This window comes from Lysinibacillus sp. FSL H8-0500 (assembly GCF_038051955.1).
Lineage (GTDB): Bacteria > Bacillota > Bacilli > Bacillales_A > Planococcaceae > Lysinibacillus > Lysinibacillus macroides.
The window spans coordinates 2,369,113-2,389,538 of the sequence record NZ_CP150292.1 but is presented as its reverse complement, the minus strand read 5'-3'; the positions used below and the strand labels follow the sequence as shown (position 1 = coordinate 2,389,538).

General features: G+C 37.2%; 19 protein-coding genes, 1 pseudogene and 1 other annotated feature. Of the genes and pseudogenes, 14 read left to right on the top strand and 6 right to left on the bottom strand.

Going from position 1 to position 20,426, the window contains the following annotated elements; translation table 11 throughout:
* Positions 1-43: 43 nt before the first annotated feature.
* Positions 44-1,009 carry an alpha-E domain-containing protein gene (locus MHB44_RS11385; RefSeq protein ID WP_341302877.1) on the bottom strand — a complete coding sequence of 322 codons (966 nt, stop codon included), beginning with the start codon at positions 1,007-1,009 and terminating at the stop codon, positions 44-46.
* A complete protein-coding gene (locus tag MHB44_RS11380) occupies positions 963-2,453 on the bottom strand; it encodes a circularly permuted type 2 ATP-grasp protein (protein WP_341302876.1) in 1,491 nt (496 codons plus the stop codon). Before MHB44_RS11380 ends, MHB44_RS11385 begins: the two co-directional genes overlap by 47 nt.
* 78 nt (positions 2,454-2,531) lie before the next feature.
* On the opposite strand from MHB44_RS11380, the gene MHB44_RS11375 reads away from it, so the two are divergent.
* Positions 2,532-2,945 (top strand): hypothetical protein, encoded by a 414-nt coding sequence (locus tag MHB44_RS11375; protein ID WP_341302875.1) that lies wholly within the window; start codon positions 2,532-2,534, stop codon positions 2,943-2,945.
* A 479-nt stretch (positions 2,946-3,424) separates the two neighbouring features.
* On the opposite strand, the gene MHB44_RS11370 is transcribed toward MHB44_RS11375, so the two are convergent.
* Together MHB44_RS11370 and MHB44_RS11365 are read right to left on the bottom strand one after the other, a co-directional pair.
* On the bottom strand, positions 3,425-3,646 hold the full coding sequence (locus tag MHB44_RS11370) for an acetyltransferase (RefSeq protein WP_341302874.1): 222 nt from the start codon (positions 3,644-3,646) through the stop codon (positions 3,425-3,427).
* A gap of 181 nt (positions 3,647-3,827) precedes the next feature.
* Positions 3,828-3,998, bottom strand: coding sequence for a hypothetical protein (locus MHB44_RS11365; protein ID WP_341302873.1), 171 nt, complete (start codon positions 3,996-3,998; stop codon positions 3,828-3,830).
* 212 nt (positions 3,999-4,210) lie between these two features.
* On the opposite strand from MHB44_RS11365, the gene MHB44_RS11360 reads away from it, so the two are divergent.
* The 13 genes and pseudogenes from MHB44_RS11360 to MHB44_RS11300 all read left to right on the top strand — a co-directional run bounded on the left by MHB44_RS11360 (position 4,211) and on the right by MHB44_RS11300 (position 18,092).
* On the top strand, positions 4,211-5,164 hold the full coding sequence (locus MHB44_RS11360) for a tyrosine recombinase XerC (protein WP_341302872.1): 954 nt from the start codon (positions 4,211-4,213) through the stop codon (positions 5,162-5,164).
* Positions 5,165-5,282: 118 nt separating this feature from the next.
* Positions 5,283-5,828, top strand: coding sequence for a sigma-70 family RNA polymerase sigma factor (locus MHB44_RS11355; RefSeq protein WP_341302871.1), 546 nt, complete (start codon positions 5,283-5,285; stop codon positions 5,826-5,828).
* Positions 5,797-7,143, top strand: a complete 1,347-nt coding sequence (locus MHB44_RS11350) for a DUF4179 domain-containing protein (protein ID WP_341302870.1) — start codon at positions 5,797-5,799, stop codon at positions 7,141-7,143. Before MHB44_RS11355 ends, MHB44_RS11350 begins: the two co-directional genes overlap by 32 nt.
* A gap of 144 nt (positions 7,144-7,287) precedes the next feature.
* On the top strand, positions 7,288-7,437 hold the full coding sequence (locus MHB44_RS11345) for a hypothetical protein (protein WP_004230023.1): 150 nt from the start codon (positions 7,288-7,290) through the stop codon (positions 7,435-7,437).
* Between the two features lie 122 nt (positions 7,438-7,559).
* A complete protein-coding gene (locus tag MHB44_RS11340; RefSeq protein ID WP_341302869.1) occupies positions 7,560-7,730 on the top strand; it encodes a transcriptional regulator in 171 nt (56 codons plus the stop codon).
* Positions 7,731-8,049: 319 nt separating this feature from the next.
* Positions 8,050-9,753 (top strand): EAL domain-containing protein, encoded by a 1,704-nt coding sequence (locus tag MHB44_RS11335; protein ID WP_341302868.1) that lies wholly within the window; start codon positions 8,050-8,052, stop codon positions 9,751-9,753.
* 37 nt (positions 9,754-9,790) lie between these two features.
* Positions 9,791-10,011: a binding site (T-box leader), on the top strand.
* Positions 10,012-10,060: 49 nt separating this feature from the next.
* Entirely contained in the window at positions 10,061-11,497 is a 1,437-nt protein-coding gene (gene proS / locus MHB44_RS11330) for a proline--tRNA ligase (protein ID WP_341302867.1), read from the top strand.
* 162 nt (positions 11,498-11,659) lie between these two features.
* Entirely contained in the window at positions 11,660-12,184 is a 525-nt protein-coding gene (locus MHB44_RS11325) for a VanZ family protein (protein WP_341302866.1), read from the top strand.
* Between the two features lie 39 nt (positions 12,185-12,223).
* Entirely contained in the window at positions 12,224-12,910 is a 687-nt protein-coding gene (locus tag MHB44_RS11320; RefSeq protein WP_341302865.1) for a diphthine--ammonia ligase, read from the top strand.
* Between the two features lie 159 nt (positions 12,911-13,069).
* Positions 13,070-13,393, top strand: coding sequence for a metalloregulator ArsR/SmtB family transcription factor (locus MHB44_RS11315; RefSeq protein WP_341302864.1), 324 nt, complete (start codon positions 13,070-13,072; stop codon positions 13,391-13,393).
* Positions 13,393-13,803: an SRPBCC domain-containing protein gene (locus tag MHB44_RS11310; RefSeq protein WP_053994859.1), complete on the top strand. Its 411-nt coding sequence runs from the start codon at positions 13,393-13,395 to the stop codon at positions 13,801-13,803. Before MHB44_RS11315 ends, MHB44_RS11310 begins: the two co-directional genes overlap by 1 nt.
* 71 nt (positions 13,804-13,874) lie before the next feature.
* A pseudogene (locus MHB44_RS11305) lies at positions 13,875-17,044 on the top strand (ATP-binding cassette domain-containing protein).
* A gap of 103 nt (positions 17,045-17,147) precedes the next feature.
* Positions 17,148-18,092, top strand: coding sequence for a nucleoside hydrolase (locus tag MHB44_RS11300; protein ID WP_341302863.1), 945 nt, complete (start codon positions 17,148-17,150; stop codon positions 18,090-18,092).
* 91 nt (positions 18,093-18,183) lie between these two features.
* Here the strand turns inward: MHB44_RS11300 and MHB44_RS11295 are convergent, their stop codons facing one another.
* Positions 18,184-19,308: a Ger(x)C family spore germination protein gene (locus MHB44_RS11295; RefSeq protein WP_341302862.1), complete on the bottom strand. Its 1,125-nt coding sequence runs from the start codon at positions 19,306-19,308 to the stop codon at positions 18,184-18,186.
* A complete protein-coding gene (locus MHB44_RS11290; protein WP_341302861.1) occupies positions 19,295-20,416 on the bottom strand; it encodes a GerAB/ArcD/ProY family transporter in 1,122 nt (373 codons plus the stop codon). The genes MHB44_RS11295 and MHB44_RS11290 overlap by 14 nt, the downstream gene beginning before the upstream one ends.
* Between the last annotated feature and the right edge of the window lie 10 nt (positions 20,417-20,426).

Sequence of the window (20,426 nt, the reverse complement as noted above, 5' to 3'; positions counted from 1 at the left end):
CTTACTGACTTGCTTGTTGACAGGGAGCTGTGGTGGATTCCCTTCAAGGTTGTAGGTTGGGTTCATATAAATAATAGATTGTTGAAAATGTATCACCAAAGGCAATGCATTGCCCCAATCGTTCCTCCATAATGATAATAGCTTCGTGCATATCCAGTTGCTCAAAATTAATCGAGTTCATTGTAGAAGCATAGCGCTTTAATGTTGCATGCAGCGTTAAAAATCTTTCAGATGAAGCATCTTGTTCAATGGCTATGACAGCTTCTTCAATTTTTTGAAGACAAAACATGACTGAACATGGAAAATGCTCATCCTGTACTAAATAGCACATAACCGCTAATAGGCTCATTTGACGATGCTTACGCAGGAATGATTCCCTTGCTGCGGCAAGATCCAATAAAAAGATGCCATCTCCCTCCACAAGAGGTATAGCTGATTCTTTATGTTGCACTAAAATAGTGACGATCATTCGAAGAGTTTTTTCTGCTCGTTCAAGCCATTTACCAATCTGCATAAAATAAAAGGGGAGATCGCGGTCCATCGTGCCCTCAATCAGTCCAGTTGCTTTTAATAAAGTTTTTCGTATATCCTGTAAAAAGGCTTGAAGCTCAATAAGTGGAATGGGGCGTTCTCTTGTCAATAAGGCCTGCTGCTTTGTTAAATAAAAAGCATTTTGTATTTCCCATAGCTCTGCTGGCATACTATCTCGTGTCACACGTGCATTTTCCCGCACAGCACGCAATGTCGTATAGAGTGCATTACCGTTTTTCGTTGAAAATAGCAGATAATCAATTAATGGATTAACACGTATAGCTGTGTAATCTGATAAATATTCCTGTTTAGAAGCACAAATATTTAAGATAGCTTCCCAATGATCAAGATAATCATGTTCTTTTCCCGATTGCTCCAGCATATTCAACAGCTGTACCTGTAATATATGTGCATTTGTTTGTGTACGTTCACTATACCGTGCCATCCAGTACAGTGCGTCCGCTACTCGACTTAGCATGCTGTACATCCTCCTTTAGTATCCAAGTATCCTTAGCGCCACCACCTTGCGATGAATTGACAATCAATGACCCTTCCTGTAATGCTACTCGCGACAAACCACCAGGCAACACATAGCAATCATCATTTTTTATCACATATACACGTAAATCAACATGACAAGGATAAAAGCGTCCTTGCTGAAATGCAGGTGCTCGTGACAGCTTAATCGTTGGCTGTGCAATATATTGCAGTGGCTGTGCTACTATTTTTTCCTTAAATAGAGCAATTTCTTCCTCGCTTGCATGTGGACCAATCAGCATATCATAGCCCCCAGAAGCACCGACATTTTTAATAACGAGCTCCTGTAAATGCTCCAGCACCCATGTACGCTGACGTTCATCTCCTAAATGATAGGTTTTTACATTCGGTAAAATAGGCTCCTCCTGCAAGTAGTAACGAATCATCTCAGGTACATAGGCATACATCGCCTTATCATCCGCCACACCATTACCCACAGCATTTAAAATCGCAACATTTCCTGCTTGGTACGCTGTCATTAAAGATGGAACGCCCAATAAGGAATCCTCCCGAAACACAGCAGGGTCTAAAAAATCATCATCAATCCGACGATAAATAATATCGATTTGCTGCAAGCCATAAATCGTTTTCATATAAACTTTTAAATCTTTCACTACTAGATCGCGCCCCTCGACGAGCTGAATATTTAAGTGTTGGGCTAAAAACACATGGTCATAGTAAGCTGAGTTATACATACCTGCTGTTAGTAACACAGCTTTTGGCTCTCGCTCTGCTGGCATAGAAGATGGGCGATGCGCCAGCAATGCTTTTTGCATATAAACGATATGCTTATCGAGAGAACGTATCGTATGCTTGGAGAAAAATTCAGGATATACCTCCTTCATGACATGGCGATTTTGAAAAACATAGGAAATGCCAGAGGGGTTACGTAGATTATCCTCTAATACATGGTAATCACCATGCTCATCGCGAATTAAATCAATTCCTGCTAAAAAAATATGATTAGCAATCGGAACCTTAAGCCCTTTCATCGTTAGCGCATAATAAGGATTATTCTCAACAAGCTGTCTTGGTATATGTCCATCTCGAATAATTGCTTGATCCCCATAAATATCCTGTAAAAATAAATTTAAAGCTTTAACACGCTGTTTTACACCAGCCTCAATGGTTGCCCATTGTGCATGTGGAATAATAATGGGCACACAGTCAAAGGGCATTGTGCGCTCTGTTCCATCCTGCGCACCGTAGACCGTAAAGGTAATTCCTTGTGTGAGAAAACTTGCCTGTGCTTGGCGGTATTTTTCTTCAAGTTGCTCCTGAGAAAACATGGCTAGCTTGCGATAAAATGAACGATAATGCGGCTTGGGCTGAGTCCCATCAAACATTTCATCAAAGAATAAGCTGGAATCATAGAAATTCATCATAATAGCATCGCCTCCGAATTTAAGTAGTTGTGAAAACATGTTACACTGTGAATAAATAGATAAAAGGAGCTAATAGTTATGACACTGATTAACTTAATGCAAGCCTATGAAATAGATAAGCTATCCAAACTACAGTTAGCAGATGAGGAAATTCTACAAGTTTTGCGAGCAGGGGATGTATCAGCTTGGCAGCAACAAGTACCAAACTATGAATTTCAAGAAACAATGACACTTTATCAGGAAGGGGAACAAAAGTTCTTATCTGCCTTACATGGTCATTATCAAATTAAATATGTAACATTGCCAGGCATCCAACGTTTATTGCAGCTACGCTTTCAATTAGAGGCAGGCAAGGATTACGAGCTAACAGAAACAGGTATCCAGCATTTAACATGTGATCGGGAGACAATCGACAAGCTTCAGCAAATGCTATCCAGCAATTGGTCACTCCAAAAGCAGGCAGATGGTACATACGCTATATTTGTAAAATAATGTAATGTTCGTTATGAGAAGAATCGACATAGGTAGTTATCCATCTTCTGTTTTTTCAAATCGTTTCACAGCGCAAAAAGTCTCTACTAAATGTTAATATTCATAAACAATGAATTTTATACCTATATTGCAAAAATCCTCTTTACTGACAGAGGATTTTTTTATTTCCTTCGTACAGAACGTTTGTTCTATACTTCTGAAAAGGGCATTTTTCTAGAATGAAAAAACAAAAAAGCATGTAACACTATTCCACATGCTTTGATCGCTAAATTTCTTGAAAACTGCTAATAATTTTTACTTGCTCATATTGATGAATATAATCTTCTGGTAATAGCAGCCTTCTATTTTCATCCCCACTATATTCTTTATCTTGGATAATAAAAACGTTCCCAAATTTGTATTTGGGAACGTTTTTTATAGTAAAGAAAATACAAAAGCTCCATTTTGATAAAGGATTAATCAAAATGGAGCTTTTCGTTTTAGGTAAGTTTATGAGGTTCATCTACAAACATCCCTAAAATATAACCACAATCTTGGCAATAGTATGAACTTATTTTGGAATTCTTTCTTAGGTGAGAATTAAGTGGTGCGTTTGTTTTAAATGATTCTTCAGGAAACATATGAAGTGGAGCATGAGCAGCTCGAATAATTCCCCTATGAATATCCTTATTATTACACTGTGGACATATCTTCAATTCCATAGTAACCCCCCCATAAGCTTTTCTATATTCTATTATAAACTTTTTCGGGTCTCCCTGTTTAAGCACTTCAGGAATAAACATATTTAATAAAACAAAACAGCTAGCTACCATTAACTAGCTGTTTAAAAAGGGACGAGGTGCTCCTGGGCTTATAAACGATGTTCAGTAATATTGCTTTTCTTCATTTTTCTCTAAAAGGAATTGAAGATAGAAAATTATCATCCATGTATTCAATACCTGTAAATAATATTTCATCCGAATCTAACAAATCAATGGATGTTACTTGAATTTTATCATCCCATTGCTTTACAACATCAATTTCAAGAGTGTTAGAATGCTGTAGTTGAAGCATAACTCAATTAATGTTAAATATCGTATCTTTATAGTATGTTCTTTTTCTAAATGATGTAAATAAACAATTTGGTCACTAGTTAACTCTAATTATATCTCTTATATTGAAATATCCATTTCCTTTCATAGCCTAGGTAAAATTAAATGATCTACTCTAAATACAATTTGGGAACGTTTTTTATGATAAAATAGAGAGCAACCAGAGGTGATTTTATGCAAAAAACAAAACTACCAAAAATCATAAAGGACTTTCTTATTTATTTAACAACCATTAAAGGCAAATCACAGCGCACAAGAAAAGAATATGAATATGATTTACTATTATTTTTCCGCTTTCACAAGGCTGTGCAGGATGATATAGCTACTGATCACTTAGCAGCCATTGATATTGCTAGTATTTCCATTGATGATATCCGTGAGATCACATTAGAGGATCTTTATTTATTTATGGAATATTGCGAGGTACAGCGTGGCAATTCGGCTGCGGCAAGAGCACGTAAGGTCGCAACCTTAAAATCCTTCTTTAAATACATAAAGGGTAAGCGTCGGCTGATTGAGGAAAATCCAGCAGATGAATTAGAAACACCAAAAATTGGACGCAAAAGACCAATCTATCTAAATATGCAGGAGGCAACACAATTTATGGATGGTCTACAGGCTTCTCCACGCAATTACTGCATTATGATGTTTTTCTTAAATCTAGGAATCCGTGTCACAGAGCTTTGCCAGCTTAATAAGTCTTCCATTCAAGGACGTTATTTAACGGTCGTTGGAAAGGGCAATAAGGAGCGCACGGTTTATTTGAATGATAGCTGTATACAGGCACTGGCAGATTATGAAAACAGCGGTAAAACAACCTACAAGGAGGAGGGCGAGGAGCCGCTTTTTGTCTCACAAAAGGGCACACGACTTACGCGCCAAACCGTTGCAAGAATTGTAAAACGCATTAATCAGCAATCAGGGTTACAAAAGGAACGCTTAACACCACATAAGCTGCGCCATACCTCCGCTACAATGATGTACAAGGCAGGTGCTGATATTCGTAGCCTGCAACATATTTTAGGGCATTCCAGTGTCGCAACCACCCAAATTTACACCCATATTGAGGACGAACAGCTACAACAAGTACTCGACAACAATCCATTTAATACTGTTCATAAAAAATAAGAAGAAAACGGGGTCATCGGCTTGATTTTTAGCCAATGACCCTATAATTTTTCCCTAATAAAAAAATTGAAACTTTTTGGCTGAGTACCGTCTCTAATGAACGAGAGGAGGTTGGGGCATGAACGAAAGAAAACTAGTAAAAAAGGCGATAAAGGGTAACAAAGAAGCGTTTGAAAAACTTCTCGTTCTACATAGCAATCAATTGTATCGCACTGCCTTTTTATATGTAGGAAATCGTGAAGATGCATTAGATATTGTACAAGAAGCCGCTTATAAAGGGCTTTTAGCAATAGGTCAGTTAAGAAACGAGGCATTTTTCTTAACATGGCTCACAAAAATTTTAATGCATTGTGCTTTTGATGTCATAAAAAAGAAGAAACAAGAAATACCTATTGAAAAAATAATGGAGCTTTCATCTGAAAAATTAGAAAAAAGAGATACCCATTTAGATTTAGTGGAGGTGATCCATCAATTAAAAAATTCTTATCGGGATGCTATTATTCTATTTTATTTTCATGATTTGCCGATTAGTGAGGTAGCCAAAATAATGAATATTCCTGAAAATACAGTGAAAACATACCTTTATCGTGGCAAGGGACAGTTAAAAAAACTACTAAGGGGGGATGGTTACAATGGAGAAGAAACCGTTTCAAGTAGAATATGAAAAGATTGAAGTACCGCAGGAGGAGGTTTTACAGGCTATACAGACTGGTATTAATCGAGCAACGGCTACAAAAAGTGTAAAAAAACGTTTAAAACCTTATCTACTAGCAGCAACAGCAGCACTTTTTATTACAGCGAGCTTTATCTCTCCATCTATATCATACGTCATGGCTGAAGTACCTTTTATCGGCAAGGTATATGAAAATGTGAATGATTTAGTCGGTAGAAATTTAGCCTCACAACAATTAATTACTCAATTAAATGAAACAGCCAGCAATCAGGGCATTGATATTAGCATTAAAAGTGCCTATTATGATGGCGCAGTGATGGGCGTTACTTTTTATATCACTGGTGATGTTCAAACAGAAGCTGATGGCAGATTGATAGGCTTTTATAAACTATTTGATGGGAAGGAAGAGATAGCAGATAGTAAAGAACTGGTCTATTTAGATCCTACTGAGGGTGGCTATGTAGGTCATATTCGATTATATTATCCAAAAACGGAGCTGCCGCCTAACGCAACTTTTCCACTTGAATTTAAGCGTATAGGCACAAAAGAGGGTGCTTGGAAGTTTGATGTGCCGATTCAGCAATTACCGTATAAAACTATTCAGCTTCAGCAAAAAAGCAGTGCTATAGATACAGATGTAAGCGTGTTGTTTGATGCCATTATACAAGGACAGGCATCCACTGCGATTAATTATACAGCTACCTTTCCCCGTGAAGGAAAGCATGATCAAGTAAGATTAGAAATTTTTGATGATAAAGGAAGACAACTACCATTATTAGCAGATGGTATTGATTTAGAAACGTCTAAGGATCAGCATTTTATAACTGTTCAAGGAAGAACGATCATACCACAGCCCCTAGCAGAAGTAACAAGCTATTTAACAATCTCTCCAAAAGTAGCTGTCTATGAAAAGGATCGGTTTATCACATTAGAACAACCAACGCCGATTCATATTGACTCTGCTCGACAAAAGCTAGGTGTAACAGTAGAAAAGATAACATTAAAGGACGAAAAATTGACGATTGATTTCCACTTCAATAGCGAACATAAAGATTTCATACTGTTTGAAAACTTTGCGCGAAACAATGTCGAACTTGTTGAAGAATCTGAAAAAAAAGTGTATAAGAAGCTGATCAAACATACAACAAAAGCAATAGATAAAGATAACTTACGCTTTCGTAGTACATTTAATATTGGAACAATTCATGATTTTAGTACAGATAATTATGTTCTAAGAGTCAATTTCAATACACTACATGCAAATATACCCGTTGAATTGGATACAGTAAAAGTTGATTTGAATTAAACAGCAGAGAATCTGGCTCTTTGCGATAAAGCCAGATTCCTTTATTTTTTTAAAAGAATACTTGACGGATAAAAAAATCTGTTATATATTAAATAAAAATAATAACAACTGTTATAAAACAGATTTATTCAAGGAGGAATTTATATGTCAAAGTATCGTGATGGTTATGAGTTTTATTGTGAAATGTGTGAGCGTTATGGATTAGAACCAATTTCTTTCCGCTATTATGTATTACAGCTATCACAGCAACAGCTTTCTGCTTATAATATGCAAGCAAAACAATTAGGAATTTAAAAGGATGTGGTTATGACGGAAGCCGACGTGAATATTTTATAAACAGCCCAGCCATACTAAATAACATGGACTGGGCTTCTGCAATTTTAGTATACTCGCACCACTGAAAGGAAGTTATAAATATGACAGATTATCGAGAAGGGTATGAATATTACCGACAAGCTTGTGAAAAGCATGGTTTGGAACCTATTAATTTCCACTATTACATTTTAAATTTATCGCAAGAGCAATTAGATGCTTATAATCATTATGCAAAAACATCAGGAGGTTCAATCGAATATGAGGTCTCTTAGTCTGTAAAATGCCTTGCTGTTTACCTAGGACAGTAAGGTATTTTTTACTGCCATTTTAAAAAAATAAATTATCCATTATGGTAAAAAAGTAATTTATGAAGAAAGAATAAAAAGATTTAAAAAACCTATTATTTGTTTTTTTGTTAAAATATATAAATATTAACCTTGAATGTTTTTGATATTTGGGTTGAATTAACTGCTTTTCTAGGACTATAATATAGTTACATAAAAAAGGGGCGCTATACCACAACTTTATACCTCGCTGTAAGATAAAGCAAAAGTACCAAACCCTTCATATTTTAATGAATGGAGAATGAAAATGATGAATATCACGCCTAGTAGTATGAATCAAATCAATTATAGTTTAAAAGAATTACAGGATATCTTTTCTGCTATGAATAGTTCCATTATTGTTGCTATTACGGATCGCACAGGAAAAATCACATTTGTGAATGATCATTTTTGTAAAATTTCGAAATATTCACGCGAAGAATTAGTAGGGCAGGATCACCGTTTATTAAACTCAGGCTTTCATCCTAAATCTTTCTTTCGAGAGATGTGGAAAACAATTGGTAACGGAAAGATGTGGAACGGTGAGGTGTGTAATCGTGCAAAAGATGGTAGCCTTTATTGGGTAAAGACAACTATTTTCCCTTTCCTTGATGAAAAAGGGAAGCCATATCAATATATTGCGATACGTGTGGATATTACAGCACAAAAGGATATAAAGAAAATTACACATATTGCCTATCATGATGAATTAACAGGACTACCAAATCGTCGTAAATTAGAACAGCGTTTAGAAAATGAATTTCATCAATCTCGGCGTACAGGAGAGAAGTTTGCGCTATTTTTCATTGATGTGAATCGTTTCAAACACATTAACGACGGGCTTGGTCATATTATTGGCGATATGTTTTTAGTAGAAATGGCCAATCGTTTACACAGTATTGATTATACATCCAACTCATTCTACCGCCATAATAGTGATGAATTTGTGATGATTTTAAATGATGTCAATCGCATCGATGAAATGGCAAAGGAAATTATTAATGCATTTAATGAAAGCTTTATTATTGATAACTATGAGTTTTATGCAAGCATCAGTATCGGTATTAGTGTATTCCCTGATCATGCAAGCTCCATCGAAGAATTATTGAAGAACGCAGATATTGCGATGTATGCCGCAAAAACAAAACGTGGTAATCAATATCGTTTATATCGTGATAATATGGAAGAAGCAAACGATAAATGGCTTTTATTAGAAACAAAATTACATCAGGCTTTAAAAAAGGATAGTTTAGCATTACATTATCAACCTAAAATAGATTTAAAAACAGATACAATTGTTGGCATGGAGGCATTGTTACGCTGGTATGATCCAGAATTAGGACATGTTCCACCAGACCGTTTTATTCCATTTGCGGAGGAATGTGGGCTTATCAATGATATTGGGGTATGGGTGCTACGCAAGGCATGTGCACAAGCCCGCTTTTGGAATGAAGAGTATAACCTAAGCTTACGTGTCGCTGTTAATATTTCGCCTATTCATATTAGTACCCACGGCTTTGTCGATATAGTTCGTAAAATAATTACAGAAACAGCCATTGATCCACACTTATTAGAAATTGAAATTACAGAGATGAGTATGCTCGATTATACAGAGGAATTAATTAATACAATTAAGCAATTACGAGCACTAGGTATTACCATTTCATTAGATGATTTTGGCACAGGCTATTCATCGTTAAATTATTTAAAAAAATTCCCTGTGGATGTGCTAAAAATCGACCGCGCTTTTGTACGTGATATTGTACCTGAAAAATCAGGTATCGCGATGATTTCAGCGATGATTTCCTTAGCCCATGCCTTAAATCTACAGGTTGTAGCTGAAGGGGTTGAGGAGGAGGCAGAGTTAAAGGTTTTACGAGAGCATGGCTGTGAATATGTACAGGGCTATTATTTCAGCAAACCTTTGTCTGTAGAGGATTTTACCAATTTAATTAAACAATCCAGTTTTTAATTGCTATTAAGAAGCTGTTTTGCTAAAGTTAGATCAAATATAATTGATGATGTGGCCAAGTAAGGAAGAATTGTGAAACAGAAAATATAGCAGTTGCTGAAAGCTATATCACCGCTTCTTCGCTGAACACCTACCACGGAGATGTTATGCAAACATAACCGAGTCGTTTTCGTTATCAAACGTGAGAGGGTTTTAAGTTTTGATTTAAAGCTAAATCAAGGTGGTACCACGTCAATCCAGCACAAAGACGTCCTTATATTGAGGACAGCTTTGTGCTTTTTTATTTTATATAGATGGAGGAATGCATATGTCAAAGCAACTAGAGGATTTTTCAAAATGGTATATCGAAACCATTCAAAAGGCAGATTTAATGGACTATACACCTGTTCGTGGCTGTATTGCCTTTAAGCCAGATGGCTATGAAATTTGGGAGCATATTCAGGAGGAAATGGATCGCCGTTTTAAAGAGACTGGCCATCGCAATGCCTATTTCCCAATGCTTATCCCTGAATCTTTCTTTCAAAAGGAAAAGGATCATATCGAAGGGTTCTCACCAGAGCTTCCTTGGGTGACTGAGGCAGCAGGTGAACCATTAGAGGAACGCCTAGCACTTCGCCCAACTTCGGAAACAATGATTGGCCATCTTTACTCGAATTGGATCAAAAGCTATCGTGACCTACCTGTTCTTATTAATCAATGGGCAAATGTCTTTCGTTGGGAAAAGAAAACATTGCCATTTATTCGGACCTCTGAATTTCTATGGCAGGAGGGGCATACCGCTCATGTAGACGAAAAGGATGCGCGCCAAGAAACAATGCAAATGCTGGAAATTTATAAAGAGGTTGTGGAGCAAGTATTAGCCATTCCTGTCTATGCTGGACAAAAAACGCCTTCTGAGCGTTTCGCAGGCGCTGTCGATACGTATTCCATTGAGGCCATGATGAAAAATAGCAAGGCTGTGCAAGCTGGTACTTCGCATTATTTAGGCACTAAATTTGCGCAAGCCTTTAATATTAAATATTTAAACAAAACAAACGAGCATGTCTATGTACACACAACCTCTTGGGGCACTTCCACGCGTTTAATTGGCTCTGTCATTATGGTGCATGGTGATGAACAAGGGCTTATTTTACCGCCGCGTATTGCACCAACACAGGTTGTGTTAATTCCTGTAGGGCCATGGAAAAAGAACCCTCAAATTATGGAGCAGCTAGACGAAATTTTTGCGGCGCTTAAGGCGAAGGCCATTCGTGTACGTCTCGATGATTCAGACCAATCTCCTGGCTTCAAATTCAATGAGTGGGAGCTCAAAGGTGTGCCATTGCGCGTAGAATTAGGACCTCGTGATCTCGAAAATAATCAGGCACAACTAAAGGCACGTGATGAGGTGGATAAACAAGCAATTGAGCTAGCCAATATCGTCACAGCCATTGAGCAAGAGCTAGCAACAATGCAAGGACGTTTACTCGAAAAAGCACGCCAGTTCCGCGAGGCCAATGCTCATACACATATCGAGTCCCTAGCACAGCTTCAGCAGCATATTGAAACAGCCAAAGAGAATAGCACAATTCCGGGCTGGATACTTGCTGGGTGGTGTGGCGAGGATGCCTGTGAGGAACAAGTAAAAGAAGAAACAAAATACACCTCTCGCAATATTCCATTCAATCCACCAATAACAAAAACAACTTGTATTGGCTGTGGCCATAAAGCCAAGCATACAGTTTGGTTTGCCCAAGCCTATTAACTATTATTTATCCAAGCCGATTTTAAAAAAAATCGGCTTATTTGGTAAAATTCAGTCAGTCATTATAATAATGGCGAAATAACTCAAATAAATTACTTAAATTTTCTTCGACTAATGCTGCTGTTCGTTGAAGATTTTATGATAAGGTGAACTACAAAAATTATGATTAGATTAGACTCATTAATATGGTTAGCTATTCCTTGGATAAGTTATAGAATTATAGTTTTAATAGTTAACAAGCAGCTCTCTCTAAAAAACGAGTTGATTAAAGCTCTTTTCTATTTTTCAGTAACTTTTATCTATTCTTTAACTCTCTTTCCTTTTCCTTTTTATGACTATCCACATATGGAAGGTGGAGGTAGGAACCTGACTCCCTTTAGAAGCATATATAGTATACTAGCTCATTCTAATTTTATATATTCAATAAGAAATATTGTCGGAAACATCCTATTATTTATACCTTTAGGTTTTTCTATTCCACTAAGATTTAAAGTAAACAAGTTTTGGAAAGTAATGCTTTTAGGATTTTTTACTTCATGTTTAGTTGAGGTCATACAATTATTAACTTCTATACGTTCATTTGATGTGGATGACCTTATACTGAATACGCTTGGAGTCATTCTAGGGTTCATTCTTTATCGGCTATTTGATAAAGCTAGACCTTCAACAAAACAAATTAGAAAATGATTTTCAGCGATTTATCGATAGCAAAAGGAGATTATTATAATGTCACAAACTGTAAATTGGACAAACAATGCACAAGGTCAGCGATTTATCGCCTCCTTTAGTGGTGGCAAGGATAGCATGCTAGCATTATATAAAGCAAGAAAAGTTGGACAAGCTATGGGCTTGATTGTAATGCTGGAGGAGGAAGGCAAACGTTCCAGATCGCATGGTATGCCTCCTGCACTAATAAAGGCACAAGCACAGGCGATTGGGCTGCCTGTTTATACGGCTGCTGCGAGCTGGGCGGATTATGAGCGTGTATTTATCCAACTTTTAGCAGATGCCAAGCAACAAGGAGCAGAGGTATTAGTAACAGGGGATTTAGATATGCCTGTTCATGATTGCTGGCATGATAAGGTCACAAAGCAAGCTGGCTTACAGCTTGCTATGCCATTATGGGACATGGATCATCGTGAGGCTGTGCAGGAATTTATTGATTTAGGCTTTGTTACAATGGTGGTGACGGTTAATTTATCACTTGGTATGACAGAGGAAGATTTAGGACGTGTGCTTACCCATGATTATATAAAGGAGCTTGAAGCACGTGGGATTGACCCTTGCGGAGAAGGAGGGGAATTCCATACAACCGTTCTGGATGGACCACTTTTTCAACAGCCTATCACTGTTCGTCAATGCCCTATTCACAAAGATGGTGAATATGCTTTTTTACCGCTGGAATTAGCCTAAAGGTTATCAATTAATTACGTATTAAAACGTTATGGAGAAGGGAAAGATTTCTTTATAGCGTTTTTTTGATGGAAAAAATAAAGGAGGTGTTGACTAGACACTTAACGGTGTCATATAATTAGGACACCATTAAGCGTCCAATTAGAAAGGGTGGTGGTTGTGAGCCATAATAATCAAGAGCGTGATGTTTATGTAGCCATTGCTGACCCAACAAGACGTCAATTATTGCGTTTATTAGCAGAGGCAGAGGAATTACCACTTCATGAATTAACCGCTCATTTTCACATGGGGCGCACTGCTGTATCCAAACATTTAACTATTTTAAAGGATGCTGGTCTTGTGCTTGCAAGAAAGGATGGTAGGGAAACGAAATATCGTTTACATGCTGCTCCATTACAAGAGGTTCAGGATTGGGTCGCATTTTATGAAAGCTTTTGGAAGCAACGAATGGATCAATTACAACGTTTATTGGAGGAAAACTAATGAAACCAGATGTATCAGTTGATTATCAATTTACAAGTTCGATCAAACAAGTCTGGCATGCCTTAACAGATTCGGATATGCTCGCAAAATGGATATGGAGCAATGATTTTCAGCCAGTTGTAGGTCACAAGTTCCAATTCCGTGCAGAGCCAAATGAATGGTGGGACGGCATTGTCCAATGTGAGGTGCTGGAAATTGATGAGCCTCATAAAATATCGTACACTTGGGCAAGTGCTGGTGAAACAACAACCGTTACATGGACACTCACACAAAATGAGGATGGTACTACCCAGCTACGCCTCGACCAATCTGGCTTTAGTGAAGAGACAAAAGCACGTCAAGGAGCAATTGAAGGGGCTAAATATTCCTGGATAACAATGGGTGAACAGCTTCAAAAGGTATTAGCATAGTGAAAAAGAACGCAATTCCTTACATAGAATTGTGTTCTTTCCATTTTTATTGACAGAGAAAGGACCATACCATGAAAATTAACCAACTAATTGCCAACAATATTTATCGCCTAAATGTGACATTACCAGAGAATCAATCACTCGGTATTGCTGGGTTATCTGGCTCAGGGAAAACAACATTTTGTCAAACAATTGGAGAAGAATCAAAGAAACGCCTTGTATCGTTATTGCCAAAGGCTGAATATCAATATTTATTTCCAGCTATTATGGAAACCAATTTTAGTGCCATTCAAATGGAGGATATGCCCTTAGTGCTGTTTTTAGGGAAATCATCTATTTCCACTAATCCACGTTCAACAATTGGCACACATACAGGTGTTTTTAAAGAAATACGTCAGCACATGGCAGAGGAATTTCAGCTATCGCCAGAGGTTTTTTCCTTTAACAATGTACTTGGCTGGTGTCCTGCCTGTAAAGGACGGGGCACAACAAAAAATATACAGTGTAAAAAGTGCGAAGGGAAGCGCTACAATTCTGAGGTAGAACAGTATATTATAACATTACAAGGTCAGCCCTACAGTATTTCAGCTATTCATGAATTAAGTGTTGAAACCATTTATACATTAGCAGAGGAATTAAAGATTAGCGAAGAGAAACAGCATATTCTACGCAATATTATGGAAATGAATATTGGTTACTTAACATTAAATCGCATTATGGGCACATTATCAGGCGGGGAATTAACAAGACTTTACCTAGCAGAGTTTATGGCCACAAGTGAAGATACGGTCATTATTGTAGATGAAATTTCTGTTGGTCTTGACCATAATACATTGCTAAAGATTTTACAGCAAATTCAACAATTAGGCACAAAAAATCAAATTTGGTTGATTGATCATTCTAATACGGTGCTTGATACGGCTGATCAGCCTATATTCTTTGGGCCGGGCAGTGGGAAATACGGTGGAAAAATTGTTGAAGAATCACCAAGACCTCAGCCCATCTACTGCAAACGTAATGAGGCAACTCCTACAGACTATTATCAATTTCATGATTTATATTGTCGTAATATCCAAATTGATCATATCGAAATTCCAAAAAACCGTCTTGTGACCTTTACGGGTGAATCTGGCTGTGGAAAATCCACACTTGTCAATGAATGTATGGCAAGGGACTTTAGCAAGCGTTATCCACAAGATAAGCTCGTGATGGTTGGACAAGATCGCAACCAGTCCATTACAAGTCGCTCCACCGTTGCAACATTTTTAGATATTAAAAAGAAGCTGACAAAATATAGTGAAGATATTGAGGATATTTTCCAGCGCTCCATCGAAGATATTATTGATGAGCTACCAACAGCAGATATTGCCCATAAGCGTCTAAGCCTATTAATTAAGCTTGGTCTTGGCTATTTAACACTTGAACGCAAAACACAATCTCTATCAACAGGGGAATTCCAATGTGTGCACTTAGTATCAGAGCTATTTGCCAATACGAAGCATCCACATACACTGTTTATTTTTGATGAGCCTTCAAAAGGATTATCGCAAAATATTTTAAATCAATTTATTGATAGCATCCGTACTATTTTACAAGATGAAGCCATTTCCATACTAATGATTGAGCATAATGCCTATATGCTGGAAAGCTCTGATTTTATTGTTGACTTTGGTAAAAGACAGCAGGAGCCAGTTCAGCATCTCCATGTTGTCAGTCATCATGACTATTTCCAACCATCAAATAACAAAGAGCATGCTACACCATTGCAAATTACCTCAACATTGGCAGTGAAAAACGGTATTGCCTACCAAGAAGATGACCCTATCAGCTACTTTAAACAGGCTGAAAATATTTATAAGGGCGGCATTTTAAAGAGTCTATCATCTATGGCACGCCTCATTTATGGGGAGTATGAATCGAATAAAATTGCGCCTGTTGTGGCGATTGATCTCGAAAGACATTTATATAGCCAATATAGCTTCCTGTATGAAATTGCTGGACTTATTAATCATATTGTTGCTGCCCATCCAACAAATAAAGATACACGAAGCTTTGACTTTTTCCGTCAAGAAAATCATTGTCCAAGCTGTTCAGGTCGTCTGGAAATTGAAAAATTTAATATAGATATTGTTATACAAAATAAAGACGTGCCATTTTGGGATGGCTTATTACATCCTGATATTATGGAAGTGCTACAATACTATCAGCATTCAAAATTAGCCTTTTTATTTGAGGAAATAAAAAATGAACTTGGACAGGATTTATCGAAAAGCTACAATGATATGACAGAGGCTGAGAAGCATACATTTTTATACGGCTATTGGGATAAGCCGTTTTATGATAAGGCCACAAAATCATCGAAGAAATGGGAAGGCTTTAATTTCATTATCGGACGTTATATTGTGATCTCCAAATCTGCTATTAAACAGCAAATTAAAGATTCAAAAGAGAAGCTACCTTGTCCAATCTGTCATGGCACTGTGCTTAACCATCAAAGAAAATTGCTGTTTGGCCATACAGATATTCGTGAAATCATTCATCTACCAATTGATGTGGTGATCAATATCGTTGGCAAACTACCCGTGCTTGAGAGGCTAAAGGCAATTGTCGGTGGGGAGATGTCCTTGCTGCAAGATGTGTCCCTGCTGCCACGAGCAACACAAGTATCCTTAAAAATGCTTGAATTGGAACTAGCAAGCTTTGTAGGCTATGAAATCGTACTGCAAAATGCTTTACCATTCTTGGATACAATCAAAGATAATATCGAAACGATTAGTCATAAAAATCGTATGACAATCTGTGATTTTGCTAATATTGATGAAACAAGAGAGGCTATGATCGATCAATATTTCACAAATGGAAAATATAAAAAGCTCACATATGTCTATGAAGCATTTGGCTATAAAAAAATCGTTACACAAATGAATAAAGTAAAAGCAAGTTATCCATGTCCATTCTGTAAAGGGAAAAGGTTATCGCAGAGGACGGCTTGCATGATGGGGTTCAGAAATTATCCATTCCTTGTGTTAGCTGTGGCGCAAGTGGTATCAATGAGGAAGGGCTAAAGGAAAGCATTGAAGACATCGCTGTTCAGACGTGGCTAACGGGTACTGTTCGTGATGTCATCGCAGAGAGCTTATATACAGAGGATGCCGCCAATATTTCTATTTTTAGTCGTATTCGAGAGTTAAATAAACAACAGATGATGGCGATTTATCACTGCCTTGAGCAGCATCGCTAACAACAATGCTCATTTGCCATAGCAATTGGCAAATGAGTTTTTTTTATATAGAGTATCGTCTTACAAGCTTTCACCGTACTATAAGGGAAAGGAGAGGATATTATTGGGAAAAAAGGTGCTGTTATTTGGAGATATTGGTATTGATGATACAGTCGCCTTAATCTATGCATGGCTGAATCAAGAGATTGAAATTGTAGGGCTAGTGGCAGATTACGGCAATGTATCGAGGGATGATGCTGTAGCCAATATTTATTATGTGATGAAGCTCTTTGATTTTCCACAGGATATTCCTGTTATTTTAGGGGCAGAGGTGCCATTAACAGGAGAGCAGCCTACTTTTTATCCAGAAATCCATGGCGAGCGTGGACTTGGACCTATTATCCCAGCCAATGATCATGATATACAAATTGAAAACTTTCTTGAAATCGTTAACATTATTAAGCGCTATCAAGATGAGCTAGTAATTGTTAATATTGGCCGTTTAACCTCACTGGCAATTATGTTTATTCTGTACAATGATTTAATGAAGCATATCAAGGAATATTATATTATGGGTGGTGCTTTTTGGGTTCCTGGCAATGTCACAACCGTTGCAGAGGCGAATTTTCATGGCGACCCTTTTGCGGTCAATATTGTACTGACATATGCCAACAATGTAACGATTATTCCATTAAATGCGACGCAAAAGGCGATTGTCACACCCGGCATGGTGAATTATATTGATTCTTTCGGCAAAGCAAAAATCTTAAAGCCTCTAATGGACTACTATACAAACTTTTATCGAGAACGTGATCCATCCCTATTAGGCAGCCCTGTGCATGATGCCGCAACACTCATAGCAACAATTCATCCCGAAATGTTTATCTTTGAGTCCTATCCTGTGATGGTCGTTGATAAGCTGGAGGGACCTGCACGAGGGCAAAGTATTGCTGAAACAAGGCATTATGAAAACGAAAAAAACGGTGCGAAAGTACACCGTATTGCCTTTGACCTTCATTATGAACAATTTTTTCATCACTTTTTAACAGTGATGACAGGGCACCACTGAATAGTCATTTATCTCGTATTAATAGGCTGTCAGACCTCATTTCAAAATAGATAAGTGAGGATCAAACAGCCTATAAAAACAAAGATTCACTTTATTCAAATACACCATTTCTCAAAATAACAAAATCAACATGAATATTGACTTTCATATCTCTATACATTTCATGCCATTTTTCTCTTGTGAGTTGCGCGTGTCTTACAGAACCTCTATATATCTCACCAAAGCCAAAAATATCTGACTCCACCTTCTGGCTTTGGGCAATCACCTTCTCTAATTCTTTAGCTAATTTGTTTTGAATGGCTTTTTCCAGTGCAGCCACACTTTTGGGATCTCCCTGATTAATATCTGGATAGGTTTCTAAAATTCTTGCTTTGATTTTAACGTTTAGATCAAACTCTGGATTCGCAGCATCCACCAATGTGACTTTTCTTTTGGAATGGATCGCATCGAAGGCTACTGTCATGTCATCCGTTGTTATTTTTTGTAAGGCGGAAGGAAGGTCTTCATGGTGCAATATCGTTTCGTATAATCCAGCTTTAAATGTATCTCTGACAATTTTTACATAAAAACTATCTGTGGCTGGGAGTCTACTTACCATTTTGCCATCTTTAAATAAGGCTACACCACTTAATTTCACAAGCTCCTTCTCTCTTTTAATAATAGGCATGGCTACATCTTTACCAACGGAATAATAATCGCGTGCCACTTCATGCAATGTGCTTGAAATCATATATTCCTGCTCGATGTTTTGTTCAATAAGGCGAAAGATATGCTGACCAATATCCTCAATATTTTCGTATTCATATTCCAATAAGGGTGCGACTCTATCCTCTACGACAGCCATATATATACCATTGCTCACACTGGCATTTTCCAAATTCGTATCAATATAGTAACGAAGACCTTCTTTTGCCAATTCTTCGCCAAATAAAACAACCCTCATTTGACCAACAACGACCTTTTTCGATAGCTGCTGATTGGCTTCTATCCGATTGCCTTTACTTGTATCATTTTCTGTTGTCAGCACCTCTACATTACTTTGAAATTCTGGATTGACCTCCCGAATCACCACCGTCGCAGCTATCTTTTTTTCTGTGCCTACATCATAGCCAACTAAGGTTGTTAGCCCTACTTTATCGAGAATGTTGGTTTGCGCACATCCATATAAAAGCACCAACGCAAGCAAAGGACTATAAAAATATTTAAGCTTGTTCATTTTTTTGCTCCTTTTTTGTGGTGATTTTCTTTTTCAATGCAGCTATGATCCATAACACAATCGGATAGACAAAGATGGCATAAAACGCTATGTTTGCAAATTGATTGTTAATCGCATTGATTTGTACACGTGTTTGCACAAATAATGTACCAAGGAAAATAAAGAAGGCGAAGAGCCAAACAAATTTTGTATGACCAATATTGACTAAACGAATCGCACCACGATAAGCAGCCCATAAATAAAGACAAAGATTCGGCAAAATAATAAGCATCCAAAAGCACACTGCCATAAATTCAAAGCGTTCGATAAAAGGGAAGCTAATAAAGCTAAATAATGTTAATGTGGCCCATACAGTTTTTACGATTTCCTCATTGCTATAATAGGTAATCGAAACGGCCATCACAGCTACATAGATAGCCGTTGTAGCGAGCAAACTTAAATGAGCATATTTCTGAACATGCTTTTTATCGTTTAGAAAAGGATAAATAACCATTAATATCTCAAAGCCAATAATGGTAAAGGTCATGGATTTTGCCCCTTTTAAAATAGAGCGAAAATCTGTTTCTAACACAGGGAGTAGGCTGTTTATAGATGAAAATTTCAATGGAAAAGCAAGCATGGGAATAATCCATAAAGACAATACAACACTAAAAAAGGAGACACCTACAATCACACGTAATCCACCTGTAAAGGCATAGATAATAATGATTAATAAGGTTATCGCTAAAAACCATGCACTAATACTAGGAAAAATCCATGCCTGAATAACCTCAATATAATTACGTAAAATGGAGAAAAACGACATAAAGCAATAGAAAATATAAAGGATATTCAAAACATTACCAATTAATTTTCCAAAGATATCTTGTTGAATGCCATAAAGGTCATTAGCGCCATATATTTCTAATGTTTTAATCATAAAAAAGGTCACAATATGTGTGGCAATACCCGCTAATAGAACTGAAATCCATGCATCATGTTTTGCATCCTGGAACACAATACGTTGAAATCCCTGTACACCCACCCCAATTTGAGCACTGTGCATCACGAAAAACAGTAGATAAGTATTGACCATATCTTTAGGGTTAAGCTGTAGAGGATTTTTCATTTATTTCACC

Bases quoted from the DNA above. Each gene is read 5' to 3' on its own strand.
- MHB44_RS11295 (WP_341302862.1), bottom strand. From the start codon at position 19,308: ATGAACAAGCTTAAATATTTTTATAGTCCTTTGCTTGCGTTGGTGCTT.
- MHB44_RS11310 (WP_053994859.1), top strand. From the start codon at position 13,393: ATGAAACCAGATGTATCAGTTGATTATCAATTTACAAGTTCGATCAAA.
- MHB44_RS11345 (WP_004230023.1), top strand. From the start codon at position 7,288: ATGTCAAAGTATCGTGATGGTTATGAGTTTTATTGTGAAATGTGTGAG.
- MHB44_RS11340 (WP_341302869.1), top strand. From the start codon at position 7,560: ATGACAGATTATCGAGAAGGGTATGAATATTACCGACAAGCTTGTGAA.
- MHB44_RS11385 (WP_341302877.1), bottom strand. From the start codon at position 1,009: ATGCTAAGTCGAGTAGCGGACGCACTGTACTGGATGGCACGGTATAGT.
- MHB44_RS11325 (WP_341302866.1), top strand. From the start codon at position 11,660: ATGATTAGATTAGACTCATTAATATGGTTAGCTATTCCTTGGATAAGT.
- proS (WP_341302867.1), top strand. From the start codon at position 10,061: ATGTCAAAGCAACTAGAGGATTTTTCAAAATGGTATATCGAAACCATT.
- MHB44_RS11350 (WP_341302870.1), top strand. From the start codon at position 5,797: ATGGAGAAGAAACCGTTTCAAGTAGAATATGAAAAGATTGAAGTACCG.
- MHB44_RS11375 (WP_341302875.1), top strand. From the start codon at position 2,532: ATGACACTGATTAACTTAATGCAAGCCTATGAAATAGATAAGCTATCC.
- MHB44_RS11360 (WP_341302872.1), top strand. From the start codon at position 4,211: ATGCAAAAAACAAAACTACCAAAAATCATAAAGGACTTTCTTATTTAT.
- MHB44_RS11290 (WP_341302861.1), bottom strand. From the start codon at position 20,416: ATGAAAAATCCTCTACAGCTTAACCCTAAAGATATGGTCAATACTTAT.
- MHB44_RS11355 (WP_341302871.1), top strand. From the start codon at position 5,283: ATGAACGAAAGAAAACTAGTAAAAAAGGCGATAAAGGGTAACAAAGAA.
- MHB44_RS11335 (WP_341302868.1), top strand. From the start codon at position 8,050: ATGATGAATATCACGCCTAGTAGTATGAATCAAATCAATTATAGTTTA.
- MHB44_RS11320 (WP_341302865.1), top strand. From the start codon at position 12,224: ATGTCACAAACTGTAAATTGGACAAACAATGCACAAGGTCAGCGATTT.
- MHB44_RS11370 (WP_341302874.1), bottom strand. From the start codon at position 3,646: ATGGAATTGAAGATATGTCCACAGTGTAATAATAAGGATATTCATAGG.
- MHB44_RS11365 (WP_341302873.1), bottom strand. From the start codon at position 3,998: ATGCTTCAACTACAGCATTCTAACACTCTTGAAATTGATGTTGTAAAG.
- MHB44_RS11380 (WP_341302876.1), bottom strand. From the start codon at position 2,453: ATGATGAATTTCTATGATTCCAGCTTATTCTTTGATGAAATGTTTGAT.